Origin of the sequence: Granulicella sp. 5B5, assembly GCF_014083945.1 — a bacterium.
Classification (GTDB): domain Bacteria; phylum Acidobacteriota; class Terriglobia; order Terriglobales; family Acidobacteriaceae; genus Granulicella.
In genome coordinates, this window is sequence record NZ_CP046444.1 from 2,502,700 (window position 1) to 2,520,728 (window position 18,029).

16 protein-coding genes are annotated in these 18,029 nt (G+C 62.7%); 7 read left to right on the top strand and 9 right to left on the bottom strand.

Annotated elements, in window-relative coordinates; genetic code table 11:
• Positions 1-167: 167 nt before the first annotated feature.
• From rpe to GOB94_RS10490, 5 genes are all read right to left on the bottom strand, one after another.
• Positions 168-842: a ribulose-phosphate 3-epimerase gene (rpe, locus tag GOB94_RS10470; RefSeq protein WP_182275872.1), complete on the bottom strand. Its 675-nt coding sequence runs from the start codon at positions 840-842 to the stop codon at positions 168-170.
• 218 nt (positions 843-1,060) lie between these two features.
• Complete coding sequence (locus GOB94_RS10475) at positions 1,061-2,734, bottom strand: hypothetical protein (protein ID WP_182275873.1); 1,674 nt, start codon at positions 2,732-2,734, stop codon at positions 1,061-1,063.
• 34 nt (positions 2,735-2,768) lie between these two features.
• On the bottom strand, positions 2,769-4,196 hold the full coding sequence (locus tag GOB94_RS10480) for an excinuclease ABC subunit C (protein WP_182275874.1): 1,428 nt from the start codon (positions 4,194-4,196) through the stop codon (positions 2,769-2,771).
• A gap of 18 nt (positions 4,197-4,214) precedes the next feature.
• Positions 4,215-5,657 (bottom strand): TldD/PmbA family protein, encoded by a 1,443-nt coding sequence (locus tag GOB94_RS10485; protein ID WP_182275875.1) that lies wholly within the window; start codon positions 5,655-5,657, stop codon positions 4,215-4,217.
• A 59-nt stretch (positions 5,658-5,716) separates the two neighbouring features.
• A complete protein-coding gene (locus GOB94_RS10490) occupies positions 5,717-6,037 on the bottom strand; it encodes a hypothetical protein (RefSeq protein WP_182275876.1) in 321 nt (106 codons plus the stop codon).
• A gap of 757 nt (positions 6,038-6,794) precedes the next feature.
• Here GOB94_RS10490 and GOB94_RS10495 point away from each other — a divergent pair.
• Positions 6,795-9,263, top strand: coding sequence for a TonB-dependent receptor (locus GOB94_RS10495; protein WP_182275877.1), 2,469 nt, complete (start codon positions 6,795-6,797; stop codon positions 9,261-9,263).
• Positions 9,264-9,310: 47 nt separating this feature from the next.
• Here GOB94_RS10495 and GOB94_RS10500 read toward each other — a convergent pair whose 3' ends face one another.
• From GOB94_RS10500 to GOB94_RS10515, 4 genes are all read right to left on the bottom strand, one after another.
• Positions 9,311-10,255 carry an extracellular solute-binding protein gene (locus tag GOB94_RS10500; protein ID WP_182275878.1) on the bottom strand — a complete coding sequence of 315 codons (945 nt, stop codon included), beginning with the start codon at positions 10,253-10,255 and terminating at the stop codon, positions 9,311-9,313.
• Between the two features lie 116 nt (positions 10,256-10,371).
• Positions 10,372-11,853, bottom strand: coding sequence for a metalloprotease TldD (tldD, locus tag GOB94_RS10505; protein WP_182275879.1), 1,482 nt, complete (start codon positions 11,851-11,853; stop codon positions 10,372-10,374).
• 30 nt (positions 11,854-11,883) lie between these two features.
• Positions 11,884-12,405, bottom strand: a complete 522-nt coding sequence (locus GOB94_RS10510) for a Uma2 family endonuclease (RefSeq protein WP_182275880.1) — start codon at positions 12,403-12,405, stop codon at positions 11,884-11,886.
• A 33-nt stretch (positions 12,406-12,438) separates the two neighbouring features.
• A complete protein-coding gene (locus GOB94_RS10515) occupies positions 12,439-13,350 on the bottom strand; it encodes a glycoside hydrolase domain-containing protein (RefSeq protein WP_182275881.1) in 912 nt (303 codons plus the stop codon).
• Positions 13,351-13,553: 203 nt separating this feature from the next.
• Between GOB94_RS10515 and GOB94_RS10520 the strand changes: the two genes are divergently transcribed.
• The 6 genes from GOB94_RS10520 to GOB94_RS10545 all read left to right on the top strand — a co-directional run bounded on the left by GOB94_RS10520 (position 13,554) and on the right by GOB94_RS10545 (position 18,024).
• Positions 13,554-14,090 (top strand): YfiT family bacillithiol transferase, encoded by a 537-nt coding sequence (locus GOB94_RS10520; RefSeq protein ID WP_182275882.1) that lies wholly within the window; start codon positions 13,554-13,556, stop codon positions 14,088-14,090.
• Positions 14,091-14,118: 28 nt separating this feature from the next.
• Positions 14,119-14,541, top strand: a complete 423-nt coding sequence (locus tag GOB94_RS10525; RefSeq protein WP_255483845.1) for a GNAT family N-acetyltransferase — start codon at positions 14,119-14,121, stop codon at positions 14,539-14,541.
• 28 nt (positions 14,542-14,569) lie between these two features.
• Positions 14,570-15,982, top strand: a complete 1,413-nt coding sequence (locus tag GOB94_RS10530; RefSeq protein ID WP_182275883.1) for a hypothetical protein — start codon at positions 14,570-14,572, stop codon at positions 15,980-15,982.
• The gene (locus GOB94_RS10535) at positions 15,979-16,419 is read left to right on the top strand and encodes a hypothetical protein (protein WP_182275884.1); all 441 of its coding nucleotides are present in this window, start codon (positions 15,979-15,981) and stop codon (positions 16,417-16,419) included. The genes GOB94_RS10530 and GOB94_RS10535 overlap by 4 nt, the downstream gene beginning before the upstream one ends.
• 169 nt (positions 16,420-16,588) lie before the next feature.
• Positions 16,589-17,371 carry an aldo/keto reductase gene (locus GOB94_RS10540; protein ID WP_182275885.1) on the top strand — a complete coding sequence of 261 codons (783 nt, stop codon included), beginning with the start codon at positions 16,589-16,591 and terminating at the stop codon, positions 17,369-17,371.
• A gap of 17 nt (positions 17,372-17,388) precedes the next feature.
• Positions 17,389-18,024: an isochorismatase family protein gene (locus GOB94_RS10545; protein WP_182275886.1), complete on the top strand. Its 636-nt coding sequence runs from the start codon at positions 17,389-17,391 to the stop codon at positions 18,022-18,024.
• Positions 18,025-18,029: the final 5 nt, after the last annotated feature.

Consider the following 18,029-nt stretch of genomic DNA (forward strand, 5'->3'; position numbering starts at 1 on the left):
CTGGCGGACGCCGCGATTGGCGGCCAGCGCGGGGAAAAACAAGGGCAAACGCTCACGCAAAGCTCGCAAAGTGAGCGGAGGACACACCGGAAGGTCCGGAACAAGGAGAGCAAGGGTGAAAAAGACCAGCAGGCCACCCCGGCTTGCGCCCTAACCCTTTCAAAGGGTTAGGCTTGGACCAAAGCGGCAGACCGTGCGACGCGGAGGAAGTCGATGGCGTTCTGTTCTGTCTTTCCAGGCTCAAAGATCGCAGAGCCGGCCACGAGCATGTCCGCTCCTGCTTGGACGACCGAAGCGACCGTGTCGTGAGCGACCCCGCCGTCTACTTCAATCCGGTAGTTCAACCCCATCTCCGTCCGCAACCGCGCCAGATGCGCAATGCGCTCCACAGAACGCGGCAGAAACTTCTGCCCGCCGAACCCGGGGTTCACACTCATTACCAGCACATGGTGCACCATCGGCAGCACCTCGATCAGCATCTCTACCGGCGTCGCCGGGTTCAGCACCACGGCCGGTTTCATGCCGTGATCGGCGATTAGCTGCAGCGTCCGGTTCAGGTGCCGGCACACCTCCACATGCACGGCGATCATATCCGCGCCCGCGGCCGCGAAGTCAGGGATGAACTTGTCCGGGTCCTCGATCATCAGGTGGCAGTCGAGCGGCAGCTTCGTGATGGGCCGTATGGCCTTCACCACCGGAGGCCCAAAGGTGATGTTCGGCACAAAATGGCCGTCCATCACATCCACATGGACGATGGTGCCACCACCCCGTTCGGCACGGGCAATCTCGTCGGCAAGGTGCGCAAAGTCAGCAGCAAGGATGGAAAACGCAAGTTCGATCACGCTGTCAGTTTAGCAGCGGTCAAACTCAGCGCTTCTTCACCCGCAACACCTCTTGACACGGGTTGTAAAATAGAAGTGTGAGGTCAGCTACGCAGCTGGCCTTTTGTCGTCTCTGCAATCTCGGCGGGTAGCGACCAAAGTTTGCACGAAAGGGTATACGGAGCTAACTCCAATCCGCTGCGGATCATAGCAGCAAAAGCCGGGGGGAGGGGCACCCACTAAGAAGGCGGCCCCTCCGGCGCGGCGCACGGAGCGATACTCTCCATTTCGTTGCGATAGTCGTGCGAGAGGAAGGCGTCGTCGAGGAAGTTGTACGGGTGGTCGCGGATGTCTGAGAGTACGGTGGCGTAGTCGGCAAAGCCGGGCCGCAGCCAGTAGAAATGCAGGTTGCACTGGTCGGCTCCCCAGGCGGCTGCAAGCGTGTAGCCGTGGGTGCTGGCGTAGTAGTTCAGGAACTCTGCATTGTAGGTCCCGCCAGCGTGGGCAGGCGGCGTGGCAAGCCCCCCGGGCAGGTACTCGGCAGGTACGGAGCGGTCGATGTGCACCATGATCAGCTCCGGGTGCACCCGGTCGAGATACGCGGCATCGAGTTGCTGATGGTGGTGCGCGATGTACGCGTCGTTTAATCCGAGCCCGTCGATGGTGTTCCACCGCGAGTACAGCGGCAGCGCCCCGGCCTCGGTGACGGCCATGGTGTACCCGCGCGGAGCCAGCGGCGCAAACCGCAGCGCAAACGTCCGCATACCCCACGCGGTGTAGACGTAGTTGGTGGTCCGGTTGACATAGAGCATCGCTGCAAGAACGGCCAGCACCGCAGTCACACGCAGAGCATTGCGCTGCAGCGATGAAAAGGTTGTGACAGGGAAGACAGCTCTCGCACCTCGAGCGAGAGCGGGCACAGTCATCAGCACCAGTGGCACGATGGCGTACTGAAAACGATAGAAGTGGTTGTTGGTGTTGGCCAGCAGCACCCACATCAGCGTGAATGGCACGAGCACCAGCAGCAGAGCGTTGGTGAGACGACGCGTGGAGTCACTCAGCCAGCCCAGCGGAATGAGCGGCAGCACAGGCAGCAGCAGCGTAACCACGTTCATCGCCGAGTGCTTCACGCTCTGCGGATACAGATGCCCGTCGCCCTTGATGTAGAACGGGTTCGGCAGCGGCCAGCCGAAGTAGCGCCAGTGCCACGCGAAGTAAGCTCCACCAAGCACGCCGAAGATGATGACGTAGCTGACGACGGCAGGAATCGCAACCCGCAGCGAGCGATGCGCCTCGGCAAGATAGAGCGTTGCGATGAGCACGAACGCCGCAATCAGCACACCTTCAGGCCGCGTCAGCCCGGCGAGCAGGCCGTAGAGCGCCATCTGCAGCGCCGTCGTCCAGGTGCGCTGACCCGTGGCATAACGCACCCCGGCGTTCCAGCAGAGCATCAGGAACAGAGCGAGGAGCGGAGTACCGAAGCAAGCGTCAGTCAGGTTGATGAAAGGCCCGGCGATGAGATAGAGAACAACCGCCGCAGAGAGCCACCGGCTGCCCCCAAGCCGTCGCGCTGCTGGATAGAGCAAAGCGACAGTAGCGGTCTGCGCAAGGATATTGATCCACCGGCTGGCTGCGACGACATCGAGATGCGTGAGTCGCGCCAGCCCCGCAGTGAGCACCATGTAGAGGAAGTCGGTGGCGCCATCAATGGGAGCTTGGTTGAGACTCCAGCGAATGCCGTAGCCCGCGGCAAGGTTCTGCGAGTACCGCAGCAGCATCGCCGCATCTTCCATCGGCGTCCACGACCAGTGGACCTTGAAGGCGATCCACAGAGAGGAGAGCACGAGAAGCGCAGCCAGTAAGACTGTGTCGGCGCATTGCCAGGGCGAGGCTGTCGGCTTGCTGAGGTTCATCGCGCGGATGCAGTCTCCGAGTGCCAGTATAGGTTCATGCCCGTGGCTCGTTCTCGGAGAGAGTTTCAGCAGGCTTGCGTTTGGAGCGGCGAGGCAGGACAGGAACGACCCTCTCGACACCTTCTCGCCCTGCGTGGATGACCTTGGTCTTGAGGTCCTTGAATGCTTCGCGGTCAACGGGAGCTGCCTCTGCAGGTGGTCCGAGGACGATGCGCGCCGCCCCGTTGAGGATGCGCCGGATGGGCCAACCGCCATCGGCATTGGGGAGGAAGACTTCGCCGGCGCGCTGCTTCTCAGGCCGGTAGTACCAGCGGCGAAGGAGTGAAAGCGCATCGCAGAACTCGTCCAGCGCGGCCTGTTGCGTAGTCTGCGCTGTAAGCGTCTCGATGACAGCGCGAGCGCGGTCTTCGGGCGTTTGGATGCTGCTGGGCTCATCGAGCGGGACAGGCGCCAGCATGAGCGGCTGCGCAAAGAGGCTGCTGCCAACGGCGGTCTGCTCGCGGACAGCGCGGACGCCGAGTGTGGAGAGCGGCGCGGGGCCGGTAAGGTATCCGTTGGCGAAGAGAAAGACCGCGGCTGAATCGTGCGACGCATCGTCTGCAGGTGGTACGGACTGCTGGAGGATGAGTGCGCGCAGCTCGGCGAGGGGACGGACAAGTTCGTCGGCGAGCAAGGTTGCGCTACGGACCTTCTCCCACTGCTTGTGGTGCGTGGCTGCGGTCTCGAAATCCATCGCTTCGCTGGCGGCGTCACGCCGGGCGGCGATCTCGTCGAGCAGTGACTGGCCTCGGGTATGGAAGAAGTCGAAGACACGGTTGGCTTCGACGGCGTACTCGGCTGGCGTGCAGGCGGCAGGATTGCCTTCCTTGCAGGGCATCAGGCACTTGTTCATCTCGCCGTAGACGCAGCCGGGATGGTCGGGATAAGGTTCGAGGTCTTCGTAGCAGCGACGAAGCTTGAAGAGATCCAGCACGGCGTCACCGTAGCGCTCCGCGGCAGCGCGCGAAGGGAATGGGCCAAAAGATTCGATGAGAGATTTTTTGCTGAGCCGGTTGGTGACGTAAGCGCGTGGGTGCTGGTGCGTGATGGTGATACGGACGAGGTAGGGCGTATGCAGTCGCAGGCGTTTGCGGGCCTGCTCAGGGCCGAAGGCGAGGCGCGAGGCGTGGTAGAGCAGCAATGTCGACTCGAAGTCGGAGCCGGTGTGGGTGTAGTCGATGGAGCGAACGCGATCACGGAGGTTGAGGCGTTTGGAGAGGACAGGGTTGCCGCTGTCATCGAGTGCTTCCGGCGGTGCGAGCAGCCGACGCAGGCGGCGGCGAAGGTCGGCGGTGCGGGTGATGTAGGGTTCGCCGGTTTCACCGCGGAGCGAGAAGACGCCGGGAGCTGCAGGGATGGCGCGCAGGAGTGCGTCGGCATTCTCTGCGATGAAGTCGACGTGGTGGGTGAAGAGCGCAGCCATCAGTGTGGATTGTAGAACTCAGCTGCCGGCGATGGTTATGCCTTCGATACGGATAGTGGGTACGGAGCCGGAGGTGAGGAACTCGGCGTCGTTGCCGATGGCGACGACGTTGTGGAACATGTCCTTCAGGTTGCCGGCGATCGTGATCTCTTCGACGGGGTAAGCGAGTTCGCCGTTTTCGATCCAGAGACCGCTGGCGCCCTGGGAGTAGTCGCCGGTGACGAGGTTGACGCCGAAGCCCATCGTGGAGAGAACGTAGAGGCCGGACTGCACATCGCCGATGATCTGCTCCGGGCTGAGCGTGCCGGGCTCGAGGTAGTAGTTACCGCCACCGATACCGGGAGCACCGGCAAGACCGCGCGAGGCTTTGCCGGTGGAAGGCAGGTTGAGCTTGCGGCCGGTATAGGTATTGAGCATCAGGTTCTTCAGGATGCCGCGTTCGACGATGACCGTTCGACGCATGGGCAGGCCGTCGCCGTCGAAGGGCGACGTGCCAAAGCCCCCGGTGCGGAGCAACTCGCCGTTGGGGAGAGTGTGGTTGAAGACCATCGTGCCGTCGTCGACCATGGTGATGTTGTCACCAGCGACACGCTCGCCGAGTTTGCCGGAGAACATGCTGGCGTTGCGATAGATGGCATCACCATCGGCGGCCGAGATGAGACTGTGCATCAGCGAGCGTGCCACCTCAGGAGAGAAGACGACAGGGCAGCTCTGTGTTGGGACGCGACGCGCGCCAATGCGGCGAAGCGCACGCTGTGCTGCGATGCGGCCGACTTCTTCCGGTGAAGCAAGCAGTTTTGCGCTACGTGCGGAGGAGAACCAGTAGTCGCGCTGCATGCTGCCGTTTGCGTCGTGCGCAATAGGTGTAACGGAGAAGCCGCAGTAGCTGCGGCGGTACTGAGCGGAGAACCCGCGCGAGTTGACCATGACGCGGTGCGAGTTGCTGGCGTCGAAGCTGGCGCCCGCGGTGTTTTGAATCCGTGTGTCCGCGTTCAGGGCAGCGCTCTCACAACGGCGCGCAATATCAATGCGCTCGGCGGGTGAGAGTTGGTCGACGTCGCTAAAGTACAGCGCGAGGGCGTCAATATCCAGAACACCGAAGTGGTCAGGATCAGGCAGCCCTGCGAAGGGGTCGGGGCCTGTGACTTTGGCGAGACCCACCGCGCCGCTGACGAGTTTTGCAAGACCGTCGGCGGAGAGATCGGAGGTGGAGGTGCTCGCTGTCTGTTGACCACCTTCAGTCGCGGGAAAGAAGACACGCAGGCCAATCGCGCGCGAACCGGATTCGGTGAGCTGCTCGACCTGGCCAAGGCGGACGTTGACGCCGAACTCGTCGGCTTCGAAGGCGACGGCTTCAGCATCGGCAGCGCCGGCACGCAGAGCGAGAGAGACGGCCTGTTCGGCAAGGCTCAGCAGCTCGCGATTTGTTTCAGCCGGTGAGGCGGTGGATGCAGTCTTCAAGGGGCTCCCTCTAGCGATTGTAGTGGGAGTGGCGGTGGGTGTGGGGAGGCAGTAAAGAGTCAGGCGACGGGAGTTGCGGATTGGCGGTGGGCGCGGCCATCGGCGGCTTCGAGAAAGCGGGCGCCCTGCTGGCAGTGCTCGGAGTCGACTTTGAGTTTGTGCTCGAGGTAGGACGGGGTGCCGGGGGTGTGGCGGCGGTGGAGCTTGAGGGGGCCGTGGCAGTCCTTGCAGCGGAACTCGGTGTCGCCGTCGAGGAGGGCGTCGGCGAGTGTCTTGAGCTTCCAGAAGGGCTCATAGCCGGGGCCGGTGGTGCGGACGCGGCGGCGTTTGACTTCGCACTCGTAGAACTTCTCTGGGGTAATCAGGGCTTTGGTGGCCATGGGGCCTTTCTCGGTGCGGGGGTAGCGGGGAAAGCGCTGTCTTGATAGTACGCTGTTGCGGGTGCTGACCGGCTTGGAGCGGGCACCCTCCCCCCTTTTCAGGGTAAGATCCGCAGCCGATTGAAGTTAGGCTCGTAACCAATGGACAGGTTACCAGGCGGATGGGTTCGTCAGAAGACGATGCCGATGCCGCAATTCTGCCCTTGCTTCTATTGTAACGGGCGTGTCAAGGGGCACGGAGTCGGGAGTAGAAGGAAGTGGTGTTTGCTCTGGATTTCGACAGCGCTGTTTGCGCTGCAGATGGGTTTTACGGCTTATGCGCACCTGCGGCTGCCGCAGGTGGAGACATTGGGCAAAACGAGCATCCCTCAGGGGCTAAAGCCACACGCCTTTATAGCTATTTACGGAGGGACTGAAGTCTCGCCCCTTCAAAACAGTCCTTCGATCCGTAGCTTTTAAACAGGTTCTTACGCTTGCTGTCGTTCTGACTTGTCATCCTGTCCCGATGGTGGAAGAGGGATCGACGAGGTATCAGTCTGGGAGAGTCCGCGGAGAGGAACAGGCCGTTCGTGCCGATGCGGTCTACAGGCTGGCGATGTATTATTGATTTTGTACGAATCCACCCATCGTTTTTTCTTATCTCATTCGCAAAAGGGAACATATCGTTCGGCCCGGGCCGAACGCTTTTACGACTCCCGAACACCCCTTCTGTGACAAGGCGAGTCCTGCGCATTGAACACAGAGCCTCAGAGGAAACATGTCTTCTTCGACTAGAAATGCGAGCGTGCGCCTGTATCGAGTTTTCAGCGTTGTTTTGATCTGCCTGGTGGCGTGGAAGGCCGGCGCGCAAACGGTCTCGCAGCTAACGGGCACGATTCGCGACCCGGACGGCTCGGTGGTGAGCCATGCGGTGGTCACGTTGAGCAATCCAAAGACGGCTTCGCCTTTGCAGACCACGACGGATGACGCGGGACAGTACACGTTCGCGGACGTGGAGCCAGGCGTGTATCGGCTGGAGGCGAGGAAGGCCGGATTTGAGCCGATTGTGGTGCCGTCGATCACCGTTGGGGCGGGACAGATGGCGAGCCGTGATCTGTCGTTTGCCATAGCGGGCGCCGATGAATCGGTGACGGTGACAGGCGGGGCTTCGGGGAGCGTGGCGAACGGATACTACGTGGATAACGTAGACCGCGGAGTCTTGGGTACGCAGCCAGTCGTGAACCAGCCGTACACAATTACAGTGATACCCGCGCAGGAGATTATGAATACCCAGGTGAAGAGCCTGCGCGACACGATCAAGTATCTGCCGCTGGTGTCTTTTACGGAGCAGCAGGGGCCTGAGGTTCTGCGCCCGGCGACGCGTGGTGTGCAGGGGAGCATTGCGCAGAACACGCGGATGGACGGGATGGCGATGGCCATTACGGGCGCGAACCCGATGGAGCAGTACCAGTCGCTGCAGGTTGAAAGTGGCCTGGGGGCAGCGATGTATGGGCCGGCGAACCCGTCGGGCATGTTCGACTTTGTGCTGAAGCGGCCGACAGAGGACCGCACCGAGAACCTGTACCTGGAGCAGGACAGCAGTTCGGTGGGTACGATCTACGGAGATGCCGGTGGACGGCTGGGGCCGCATAAGATCTTCGGGTACCGGACGAACCTGCTGTTTGGCGATGGCACGCAGTTTGTACAGGCGAGCCGTCTGCGGCGGAGGCTGGCGGAGTTCGCATTCGATCTGCGGCCGACGGACAGGACGACGCTCGACGCGCATTACAGCGTGTACGACATTGTGCAGCGAGGCTATCCGGGCTGGTTCACCTATGGGCCTTCGTCGAAGACGAACGCCGCGGCACCGGATTACATTCTGCCGAGTGCGCCTGATCCGACGCGGGTGGGCTTTGGTCAGGCCTATGCTGGCGTGAACCTTACGACGCAGAGCACCGGTGCCCGCCTGCTACATGACTTTTCGCCAAACTGGCATGCGATGATGGGCGGGCTGGCGCAGCGACTGGACCGGTTTATCGATACGCCGGTCAACACGATCACGGACAACAACGGCGACTATAGCCAGTCGCTGGGGACGGGCTTTGCGCCGCGGTTCGGCGTGGAGAGCGACCTGGGCTACATCACCGGGCTGATCAAGAAGTGGGGCATCAAGCAGGATGTGGTGCTGGCCAGTGAGGGCTACCGGTTCAACCAGTACTCGTACACGGCGAACGCGCCTGCGAACCTATTGCTGGGAACTGCGAATGTGAACGCGCCGAAGGTGTTTGCGGCACCGGCTGTGGGGCTTCCGCAGAACCATGGGCTGTTTCAGTCCGCTGTGGTGCACCAGCAGGGCTTCAACCTGGGCGATCTGATCTCGTTCCGCGATCGCTTTCTGGTGCGGCTGGCGGCGAGCCAGGACTGGATCGGCGTGGACAACAACTCGGCGACGGCACGCACCGGCGGGTCAAACAAGAACGGCATCAGCCCATCGGCGAGCGTGATGTACAAGCCCACGAGCTGGACGACGGCGTATGCGACGTATGCGAGCAGTCTGCAGCAGGGCGATATTGCCCCAGTGAGCGCAGCGCTGGTGAACTCCGGCGCCGTGCTGCCGCCGTATCGGAGCAAAGAGTGGGAGGTGGGCTTCAAGTCCGATGGTCTGCCGCTGAACCTGACGACGGCGCTGTTCCGGCTGGAGCGGCCTTTCGCGGACACGATCGCCTATAACGGGAGCACCACGCAGAACATCTTCGCGATCGTTGGACAGCAGGTGAACTTTGGTGCGGAGATCTCCGGGCAGGGCACGCTGTTTCATCGGCTGCTGGTGGATGGCGGCTTTACGGCGTTGAACGCGCGGCTGAACAATACGAATGTTGCTTCGACGAACGGCAAACGCTTCGTCGGCATTCCGGGGTACAAGTCGAACATCCTGAGCGAGTACCGTGTGCCGGGGGTGAAGAACCTGAGCATCACTGGCGACTGGCAGTTTGTGGGCCAGAGGCCGCAGGATGATCAGAACCTGCATACGACGACGGCATATAACACGTTCGACTTCGGCTTCCGGTACGCGCATCCGGTGTTTACGAAGATGGCGACGCTGCGATTTACCTGCGACAACATTACGGACACGCGCTACTACTCGACGATTGCGGCGGGAGACATCACAGGTTCGAATGCGAGTTCGAACGTGGCGCACCTTGGCTCTCCGCGAACGATCTCGACGTCGCTGCAGTTCGCGTTTTAGCTCGGTTGATTTGGATGCTGCCGGTCCTGAACGGGCTGGCAGCATTTTTATGCGCGGATGGGAGTGGACGTGCCGGGCGCAGCGAAGTGGTTGCTGAGAAAGAGTGCCTGTGCCTGCTCCTGCTGAAGCCAGGCGAGAAAGGCGGCGGCGCCCTTTGGGTTCGGCGCGTTGTTGAGGATGCCAGCGTAGAAGATGAGGGGTTCGGGGTAGAAGGTTTTGTCTTCGACGACGAGGCGGAGATCGGGATGCTCGTCGCGGACGTGAAGCCGGCTGAGGTTGATCTCGGCGGGCAGGGAGATGTAGGGCTGGCCGGTGTTGGCGGGGCCGGTTTTGTAGACGCACATGGCGTCGATTTCACCGCTCTGGAGCCGAGCCTGGGTGTTGCCTCCGCTGAGTACCTGTGCTGGATTGAGCGGGGAGCCGAGGACTTTTTCGACCAGATCGGGCTGACCGTACTTGCGCGCGGCGAGCATCATCATGAAGAAGATGGCCCGGCCGCTGGGGTCGTTTGCCGGGTTGGAGCGGGCGATGCGGATGCCGGATTGCTGGAGTATCTCCCACCAGTTTGCGTGGCCCTGTGCGGCTGCCTGGAACTGCGCAAGGAAGCGGCTTTTGGGGCTGTAGAGCAGAACGAGTTCGGTGGCGGCGATGGGCCAAGCGGTCTGGATTTTGCCGGAGCGCATCACGATGCCCATGGGGCTGGCGGTGATGGGGATGAAGAGGTCGGCGAGAAGGGTGCCGTCGACGAGGGAGCGCGCGACGGTGTCGGCGCCCTGGGCGTGGGTGCGCAGGTTGAGATGGAGCGTCTGGGCGGCGGCGGTTTTGAGCGGGCCTTCAAGCATGTTGCGGGCCGAGCCTGCCGAGGCGACGTCAAGCCAGGCGAGGTCCTGTGCGAAGAGTGAAGGTGTCCCGGTCAGGGCGGCCGTCGCGAGGATGGCGCCTCCGCTACGGAGAAAGGTGCGTCGTGCGAGAGGGTGTGACGTGGAGGACATGTCCGGCCTTTAAAAAGATGTGGTGAGACAGCGCGCTCACGGTATCGATTTTATGCGGATGTCCTGTGCGGTTTGCGATGAAATATCGGGCTTGCGTCCGAGGCTGCTGGAGAGATCTATCTGCCGGTGCCGCCGACGGTGATTTTGTCGAGCTTGATGGTGGGCATGCCTACGCCGACGGGGACGGACTGGCCAGACTTGCCGCAAGTGCCGATGCCTTCGTCGAGGGCGAGGTCATTGCCGACCATGCTGACGTGCTTGAGGGCTTCGGGGCCGTTGCCGATGAGGGTGGCGCCCTTGACGGGGGCGGTGATGACACCGTCTTCGATGAGGTAGGCCTCGGAGGCGGAGAAGACGAACTTGCCGTTGGTGATGTCGACCTGGCCGCCGCCGAAGTTGACGGCGTAGAGGCCACGCTTGACGGACTTGATGATGTCGGCGGGGTCGTCGTCGCCGGAGAGCATGTAGGTGTTGGTCATGCGGGGCATGGGGATGGCTGCGTAGCTTTCGCGGCGGCCGCTGCCGGTGTTGGGCATGTTCATCAGCTTCGCGGAGAGCTTGTCGGAGAGGTAGCCGCGGAGGATGCCGTTTTCGATGAGGACGGTCTCCTGCGTGGCGTTGCCTTCGTCGTCGATGTTGAGCGAGCCGCGGCGGCCGGGCATGCGGCCGTTGTCGACGACGGTGACTTTGCTGGAGGCGACCTGTTGGCCGATGAGGCCGGCGAAGGCGGAGGTCTTCTTGCGGTTGAAGTCGGCTTCGAGGCCGTGGCCTACGGCTTCGTGCAGAAGGACGCCGGGCCAGCCGGGGCCGAGGACAACTTCCATCTCACCGGCGGGGGCTGCGATGGCTCCGAGCTGCAGGATGGCGGTGCGGGAGGCCTCGCGGGCGAAGTGTTCGGGAGATTTTTCGGGCTGATGGAAGAAGTCGAGCGTGACGCGGCCACCGCCGCCGCTGGTGCCCTTTGCGGTATTGGTTTCGTCCTTTGCGATGACGAAGACGTTGAGGCGGGCGAGGGGTTGGGTGTCGGAGGCGAAGGTACCGTCGGATGCGGCGATGAGGATGCGGCGGAGCTCGTCGTTGATGGAGGCGCGGACCTGGGTGATGCGCGGGTCGAAGGCGCGGGCTGCCTTGTCGGCGCGTTCGATAAGCTTGAGTTTTTCGGAGATGGCGGCGTCGGCGGTGATGCCGGTGATGGGGTAGAGCGACGGAGCATTTGGGGCTTGCGTGAAGCCTTCGACGTGCTGCGTTTGCGGGCCGTTGGCGATGAGGGCTGCAGTGCGCGCGGCTTTGAGGAGGCGGTCGGCGGAGAGGTCGTCGGTGTAGGCGAAGCCGGTGCGCTCGCCGGAGAGGACTCGGATGCCGCAGCCGACGCTGATGCCCTGGGCGGCGGTCTTGACGATGCCCTCGTCGATGCCGAGCGAGGTGGAAGTGACGGCCTCGAAGTAGAGGTCGGCGAAGTCGCCGCCGGCGGAAAGGGCCTCGCCGAGGCAGCGCTCGAGAAGGCGCTCAGAGAGGCCGAGGTGCGTGAAGAAGTATTGCTTGTGGTCGAGGGATTGGCTATCGAATTGAGCGGAGGGCGTGTGCGGGGCAGCGGCCATTAATGTGATTGTAACGGGTGCCAAAGGCTGCTACGAACCGGAGGGCGTCTCAAGTTGCGAGAAGAGGTGTGTGAGATCAACGTGGATCGGCGTACCAGCGACTTCGAGGCGGTTCGCGCTGAGCCATTCGTTGGCGAGGCATGTTCTTCCGCTGCGGGTTTTAGGGTCGATGATCCAGACGGTCCTAACGCCCATTGCGAGATAGTCCTGGCAGCGCTCTTGAAGGCTGGAGTACGTGTCGTCCGGTGAGAGGATTTCGATGATGAGCAGCGGGGGTTCAACAAGGACATCGGGTTGCGGACTGGGGCGGAGGACGACGAGGTCGGGGACGCGGATGCGGGTGGGCGAGACCTGGAGACGCTGCTCTGTGCTGCCGATGACGTTCCACTCCGATTCGTGCTGGAGGAACCAGCCGGCTAATAGCCATTGAATTCTTGCGTGTAGCCACTTGCCCACGTTGCGCTCCAAGACTTCGCCATCGATGTACTCGCGGTCGGGCCTGTAGGTGGATTGGAGGTACTCGGAGACCGGGATTTGGATCGCGCTCGCCATGTGTCGACAGTGTACGCCAGAAAAGCTGGGGATTCAGCGGCCGTGGGAGGGGTCGTCGGTGGAGGAGGAGTCGAGATCGAGGAAGAGCTTGGGGAAGCCGGGGGGGTAGCAGTTGCCGTCGGTTGCGTAGGTGGCGGCGCAGGATTGAGTGATCTCGGGTCGGCGGGGGGACTGGGCGTACTGCCAGACAACCAAGTTGCCGCTGGGGCTCAGGTCGAGCTCGCCAGAGGTGTTGAGGGGTTTGGGATGGAGGCTGCAGCCGGGAGCGGGTGGGCAGGCGTCCTGCGCGTCGAAGATGGCGATGGGATGGAGGTGTTTGGCGGTGACCTGCTGGCGGATGTCGTCGATGGTGGTGATGGTTTGGCCGGGGCCGTCGGGGGCGGGCTGGCCGCTGGCGTAGACGCCGGGGAGGTAGTCGCTGGCGGCGACGGCTTCGGTCCAGGCGAGAAGGTAGGCGGCCTGCTCGGGCAGGAGGCGGCCACCTTCTTCCTGGTCGAGGAAGAGGATGGTGTGTGGAGGGAAGTCTTCTTTCTTTGCGGAGACGATGGCGCCGGCGGCGTCCTTGCGGGCTAGGGCTTCGGGGGTTGTGTGGGTTTTTTGCGCGGCGAGGATCTCTTTGTCGAGGCGGCCGTTGGCGAGGACGAGGAAGCCCCAGCCTTGACGAAGAAGGTGTTTGCGTTTGCCGGCCCAGGTATTGGTGGTTTCTTCGGGGGGCGGGGTGATCCAGTAGCCGGTGAAGGCGAAGGTGCGATGGAGGGCGGCCATGGCGGCATCGCCGGGGTAGTCATTGCGATCGAAACCGATGTGGTCGATGGGTGTGACGGTGGCGGCGGGTTTCTGGGCGGCATGAGAAGAGAAGAGACCGATGCCGCGGGAGCATCCGCTGAGCAGTGGAAGCAGGAGCAGGGTAGCGAGGTGGACCCTGGTGGCAGAGAGACGACGCATGGATAGGGACCTCACTGAGGAAGAGTAGCAGGCAGTACGACGCTTTTACAGCCGCGAATTTACAGACGCGAAATCGGATGTGGAGAGTTTGTCCAGATTTCAAGAAAGAGCTAATCGGCTCGGCTACAATCGGGGCAGAAGAACGAAGACGGGGCAGGGGAGTGTGCGCGAGCCTCGCAAAACCATCTCGACACAAGGAACTAATGCCTGTGCCTGATATTCAAGATCCGCGCTATCCCATAGGAAAATATGTAGCGCCGACAGCGATAACAATTGTGGACCGCACCCATGCGTGCGAGGTGCTGGCGGAGACGCCGAGCCTGCTGCGCGAGGCGCTGCGCGGACTGGACTCAGACCAGAAGAACACGCCGTATCGCGAGGGTGGATGGACGGTGCGGCAGGTGGTCCACCATATAGCGGACTCGCATATGACGGCGTTCCACCGGGTGCGGCGAGCGCTGACGGAAGACGTGCCGACGGTGGCGGGGTATGACGAGAAGGCGTTTGCGGTGCTGCCGGATGTGATCGCACCGACGGAGTGGTCGCTGGAACTGATTGAGAGCCTGCATGCTCGCTGGGTGATGATGCTGCAGGGCCTGGATGAGGCGCAGTGGCAGCGGCGGTACAAACATGTGGAGCGCGGCGAGTCGACGATTGAAGAGGCGACGCTGCACTATGCGTGGCACTGCCGGCACCATGTGGCGCATATTACGCATCTGCGTGCGGCGCAGGGGTGGTAAAGGCAGGGAATAGGGAGTAGGGAATAGTTTGGTTCGACTAGCGAAGAGTGCGGCTGAAATTGCTCAGTGCTTTGCGGTGATGCGGGAGTTGCGGCCGCATCTGGTGAGTGAGGCGGAGTTCGTGGCGCGCGTGCAGGAGCAGCAGAGTGAGGGGTTTCTGCTGGCGATGCTGGAGCATGAAGGCGCGGTGGTCACGGTGGCCGGGTTTCGTGTGCAGCATCTTCTGGCCACAGGGCTAACGCTGTATGTCGATGATCTGGTGACGGGCGCGGCGTTCCGGTCGCATGGGCATGGCAAGACGATGCTGGATTGGCTGATTGCGTATGCGCGGGAGCGGGGGTGCCATACCTTCTCACTGGACAGCGGGACGCACCGGCGTGAGGCGCATGTGTTTTATTTCCGCGAGAGGATGCGGGTGACGAGCTTTCACTTTGCGCTGGAGCTTAAGTAGCCCGCGGAGTGATGCTAGTCTTTTGGCTATGCCGCCGCCTAGAGAAGCTTCCGCGGAGTCTGCGCAGCAGACGCCTGAACAGATTGCTGTTGCCATTGCTGCGTATGTGAAGCGCCATGTGGAGTGTGCGGTGCTGGAAGATGGCAAGGTGCTGTTCGATCTGCGGACGGCGAAACACGAGATCGCAACGGAGCATGGGCGCTGCACGTTGCAGCTATGGAGCGAGGAGCGGAACCTGGTGCGTCGCGTCGTGTCCGCGACGGAGCGCAGCGGAGTGTTGAAGCTGGCGACGCAGCGGTTTGGGCAGTCGCAGACGAAGCTGCTGGAGGTGGTGGCGGACCGGCAGCGAAGGACGCCGACGACGCGGGAGAGCGCTCGCGAGCGGTATGTGAAGACGCTGGAGCGGGTGCTGGCGCGGAGGTTTCCGGAGTGGCGGCCGGATGGGTTTCGGACGGCGATGGATTTGGAGAAGAGCTTTGGGCCGGGGTATGCGCGCGGGTCGCTGGTAAAAGGCAACCAGGCCTGGGCTGTAGTCGGGGTGAATGAGAATGAGACGCAGGTGACTGTGGACGGCATCCTTACGGTGGGGGTGCTGTGGCTGCATGCGTGCCGCGAGCAGGCGGGTGGGCGAAGGCTGTACCAGGGGTTGAGGCTGATTGTGCCGCGAGGCATGGGGATGCTGACGCTGTCCCGGCTGGCGTGGATGAATACGGATGCGGCGCAGTGGGAGCTGTGGGAGATGGCCGCGCGCGATGAAGAGTTGGAGGAGCTCGATGCGGCGGATCGGGGCAACCTGCGGACGCGACTGGTGCACCACCCGGATGCCCGCGCGGCGGCGGAGCGGTTTGCGGGGGCGACTGAGAAAGTGATGGCGCTGGTTCCGGAGGGCGAAGAGGTGCGCGTGGAGCAGAGGCTGCGGAGCACAGCGGAGCTGGCGTTTCTGCTGCATGGGATGGAGTTTGCGCGGGCTCGGGTGGGGCTGGCTCCGAACAGTTTTATGCGGACGCTGGAGATTACGGTGGGTGTGGGGGCGAGTGAGACTCCGCTGACCGAGGCGAACAGAGAGGTGCTACGTGAGGTGGTTGCTGATTTGTTTGCGCGGCGGAGAGCGCTGGAGCCGGGGTTGTTTGCGCGACGTGCGGTGCAGCCTGCGCGGAGGATTGGAGCGCCGACGACGGCACCTGCTCATGCGCGGATGACGGCGCGGGGGCGAGGACGGGATGCGGGGGCTGATCCACTGTATCGGGCTGCGCCGGAACGGTGGCTGGAGTCGGTGCTGCGGAGGGACCTGTCGCCGCTGACGCGGAACCTGGCGCCGATAGCGGCGACAGCAGGACGGAGCGTGCGCGGGTTTGCGAATGAGATCGATCCGGACACGATTGGGAATAGGGCCGATCCGGTGGAGGTGGATGGGGCGCGAGAGAATGTGGGGGCCGGGTGATTCCGCGGCTGGACCCACGGCATGTGTATGCGCAGGTGCCGGCGATTGCCGGGGCGAGCGATCGCGGGTTGTTGGACCTGCTGGGCGTGACGGCCGATGCGCGGCTGGCGGTGATCGAGTTGAAGGCGGATGAGGACCTGCACTTTGCGCTGCAGGGGCTCGACTACTGGGTGCGCGTGCGGCACCACCATCTGCAGGCCGCGGATGCGATGACAGGGATGGGGGAGTTTCAGAGACATGGGTACTTTCGCGGAGTGGAGCTTTCGCCGCTGCCACCGCGGCTGTACTTGGTGGCGCCGGCGCTGCGGGTGCATCCAGCCACGGAGGTGGTGCTGCGGTATCTTTCGCCGAAGGTGGAGTGGCAGTTACTGGGGATCGACGAGCGGTGGCGGCAGCAGGTACGGGTGGTTTGGCGGAAGCAGGGCGGGCGGGGTTAGCGCGGTTGTGAAGATTCGGTTGCAATGAGTCCCGATGGGAGGATTTGGCATCCAAGTCTGCGACGGGCTCATACGCGACAGGAGAGATCACAATGGCGACTGCGGCAGAGGTTACGAAGACGTTTAACTGGGTGGCGAACAGGAGATTCACCGGTTTGGGTTTGGCGCGATGCGGATTACCGGCGAGGGAATTTGGGGCGAGCCGAAGGACCGTGAGAGTGCGAAGGCCGTTCTGCGCCGGGTGGTGGAGCTGGGGATCGACTTTATCGACACGGCGGATGCGTATGGGCCGGATGTGAGCGAACAACTGATTGGCGAGACGCTGGCGCCGTACGAAAAAGGCACGGTGATCGCGACCAAGGGCGGACTGACGCGACAAGGGCCGAATGCGTGGCAGCCGGTGGGGCGGCCGGAGTATCTGGAGCAGCAGGTTGAGATGAGCCTGCGGTTTTTGAAGAAGGAGCGGTTGGATTTGTGGCAGCTACATCGGATCGATCCGAAGGTGCCGGTGGAGGAGTCGCTGGGAGCGATCAAGAAGTTTCAGGAGCAGGGGAAGATCCGGTTTGTGGGTTTGAGCGAGGTGTCGGTCGCGGAGATTGAGCAGGCGCGCAAGGTGGTGGAAATTGTGAGCGTGCAGAACAAGTACAACCTGACCGATCGCGCGAGTGAGCCGGTGCTGGAGTATTGCGAGAAGGAAGGGATCGCGTTTATTCCGTGGTTTCCCGTGGCGGCGGGCAAGCTGACGCAGCCGGGTGGCGCGATGGACGCGCTGGCGAAGAAGCATGATGCGACAGTAGCGCAGCTGTCGCTGGCGTGGCTGCTGCACCGGTCGCCGGTGATGATTCCGATTGCCGGGACATCGTCAGTGAAGCACCTGGAGGAGAACGTGAAGGCGCGCGACCTGGTGTTGAGTGTAGACGAGTGGCTTGAGTTGGAAGCGGCGGCAAAGTAACCGATAGGAGATATTTGATGGGTCTGGAGTTGAACGCGAAGGAGACGGCGCTGGTGCTGATTGACCTGCAGAACGGGATCGTGGGCAGGCAGCTGGCGCCGTATAGCGGCAAGGATATTGTGAGCAAGGGCTCTCATTTGGCGAATGCGATACGCGCGGCGGGTGGAACGGTGGTGTATGTGCATGTGCTGGTGAACGAGGTGTTGCCGCTGCAAGCAGACCGTGCGATGCCGCGGCCGAGCGAGCCGTATCCGCCAGAGGCTTCAGAGCTGGTGGAGAGCGCGGGATATCAGGACGATAAAGATGTATTGATCACGAAGCGGCAGTGGGATGCGTTTTATGCGACAGGCCTCGACCAGGCACTGCGGCGTCGTGGCGTGAAAACAATTGTGTTGGGTGGGATTGCGACGAACTTCGGCGTGGAGTCGACGGCGCGGTCGGCGCAGGCGCATGGGTATGAGATCGTGTTCGTCGAAGATGCCATGACGACGATGTCGGCTGAGATGCACAAGTTTGCGGTAGAGGTGCTGTTTCCGATCATCGGGCGCGTGCGGACGAGCAATGAGGTGATGCAGGCGCTGGGTGCGGAAGGCGCGTCGGCGGCTAGTGAGCCTGCGGCGGTCGTCCATGGAGAGCAGGGGGCGTATAACTAGCGCAC

Coding starts and splice junctions, on each gene's coding strand:
- GOB94_RS10475 (WP_182275873.1), bottom strand. CDS start 2,734: ATGAACCTCAGCAAGCCGACAGCCTCGCCCTGGCAATGCGCCGACACA.
- GOB94_RS10480 (WP_182275874.1), bottom strand. CDS start 4,196: ATGGCTGCGCTCTTCACCCACCACGTCGACTTCATCGCAGAGAATGCC.
- GOB94_RS10490 (WP_182275876.1), bottom strand. CDS start 6,037: ATGGCCACCAAAGCCCTGATTACCCCAGAGAAGTTCTACGAGTGCGAA.
- GOB94_RS10495 (WP_182275877.1), top strand. CDS start 6,795: ATGTCTTCTTCGACTAGAAATGCGAGCGTGCGCCTGTATCGAGTTTTC.
- GOB94_RS10500 (WP_182275878.1), bottom strand. CDS start 10,255: ATGTCCTCCACGTCACACCCTCTCGCACGACGCACCTTTCTCCGTAGC.
- tldD (WP_182275879.1), bottom strand. CDS start 11,853: ATGGCCGCTGCCCCGCACACGCCCTCCGCTCAATTCGATAGCCAATCC.
- GOB94_RS10510 (WP_182275880.1), bottom strand. CDS start 12,405: ATGGCGAGCGCGATCCAAATCCCGGTCTCCGAGTACCTCCAATCCACC.
- GOB94_RS10515 (WP_182275881.1), bottom strand. CDS start 13,350: ATGCGTCGTCTCTCTGCCACCAGGGTCCACCTCGCTACCCTGCTCCTG.
- GOB94_RS10520 (WP_182275882.1), top strand. CDS start 13,554: ATGCCTGTGCCTGATATTCAAGATCCGCGCTATCCCATAGGAAAATAT.
- GOB94_RS10530 (WP_182275883.1), top strand. CDS start 14,570: ATGCCGCCGCCTAGAGAAGCTTCCGCGGAGTCTGCGCAGCAGACGCCT.
- GOB94_RS10540 (WP_182275885.1), top strand. CDS start 16,589: ATGCGGATTACCGGCGAGGGAATTTGGGGCGAGCCGAAGGACCGTGAG.
- GOB94_RS10545 (WP_182275886.1), top strand. CDS start 17,389: ATGGGTCTGGAGTTGAACGCGAAGGAGACGGCGCTGGTGCTGATTGAC.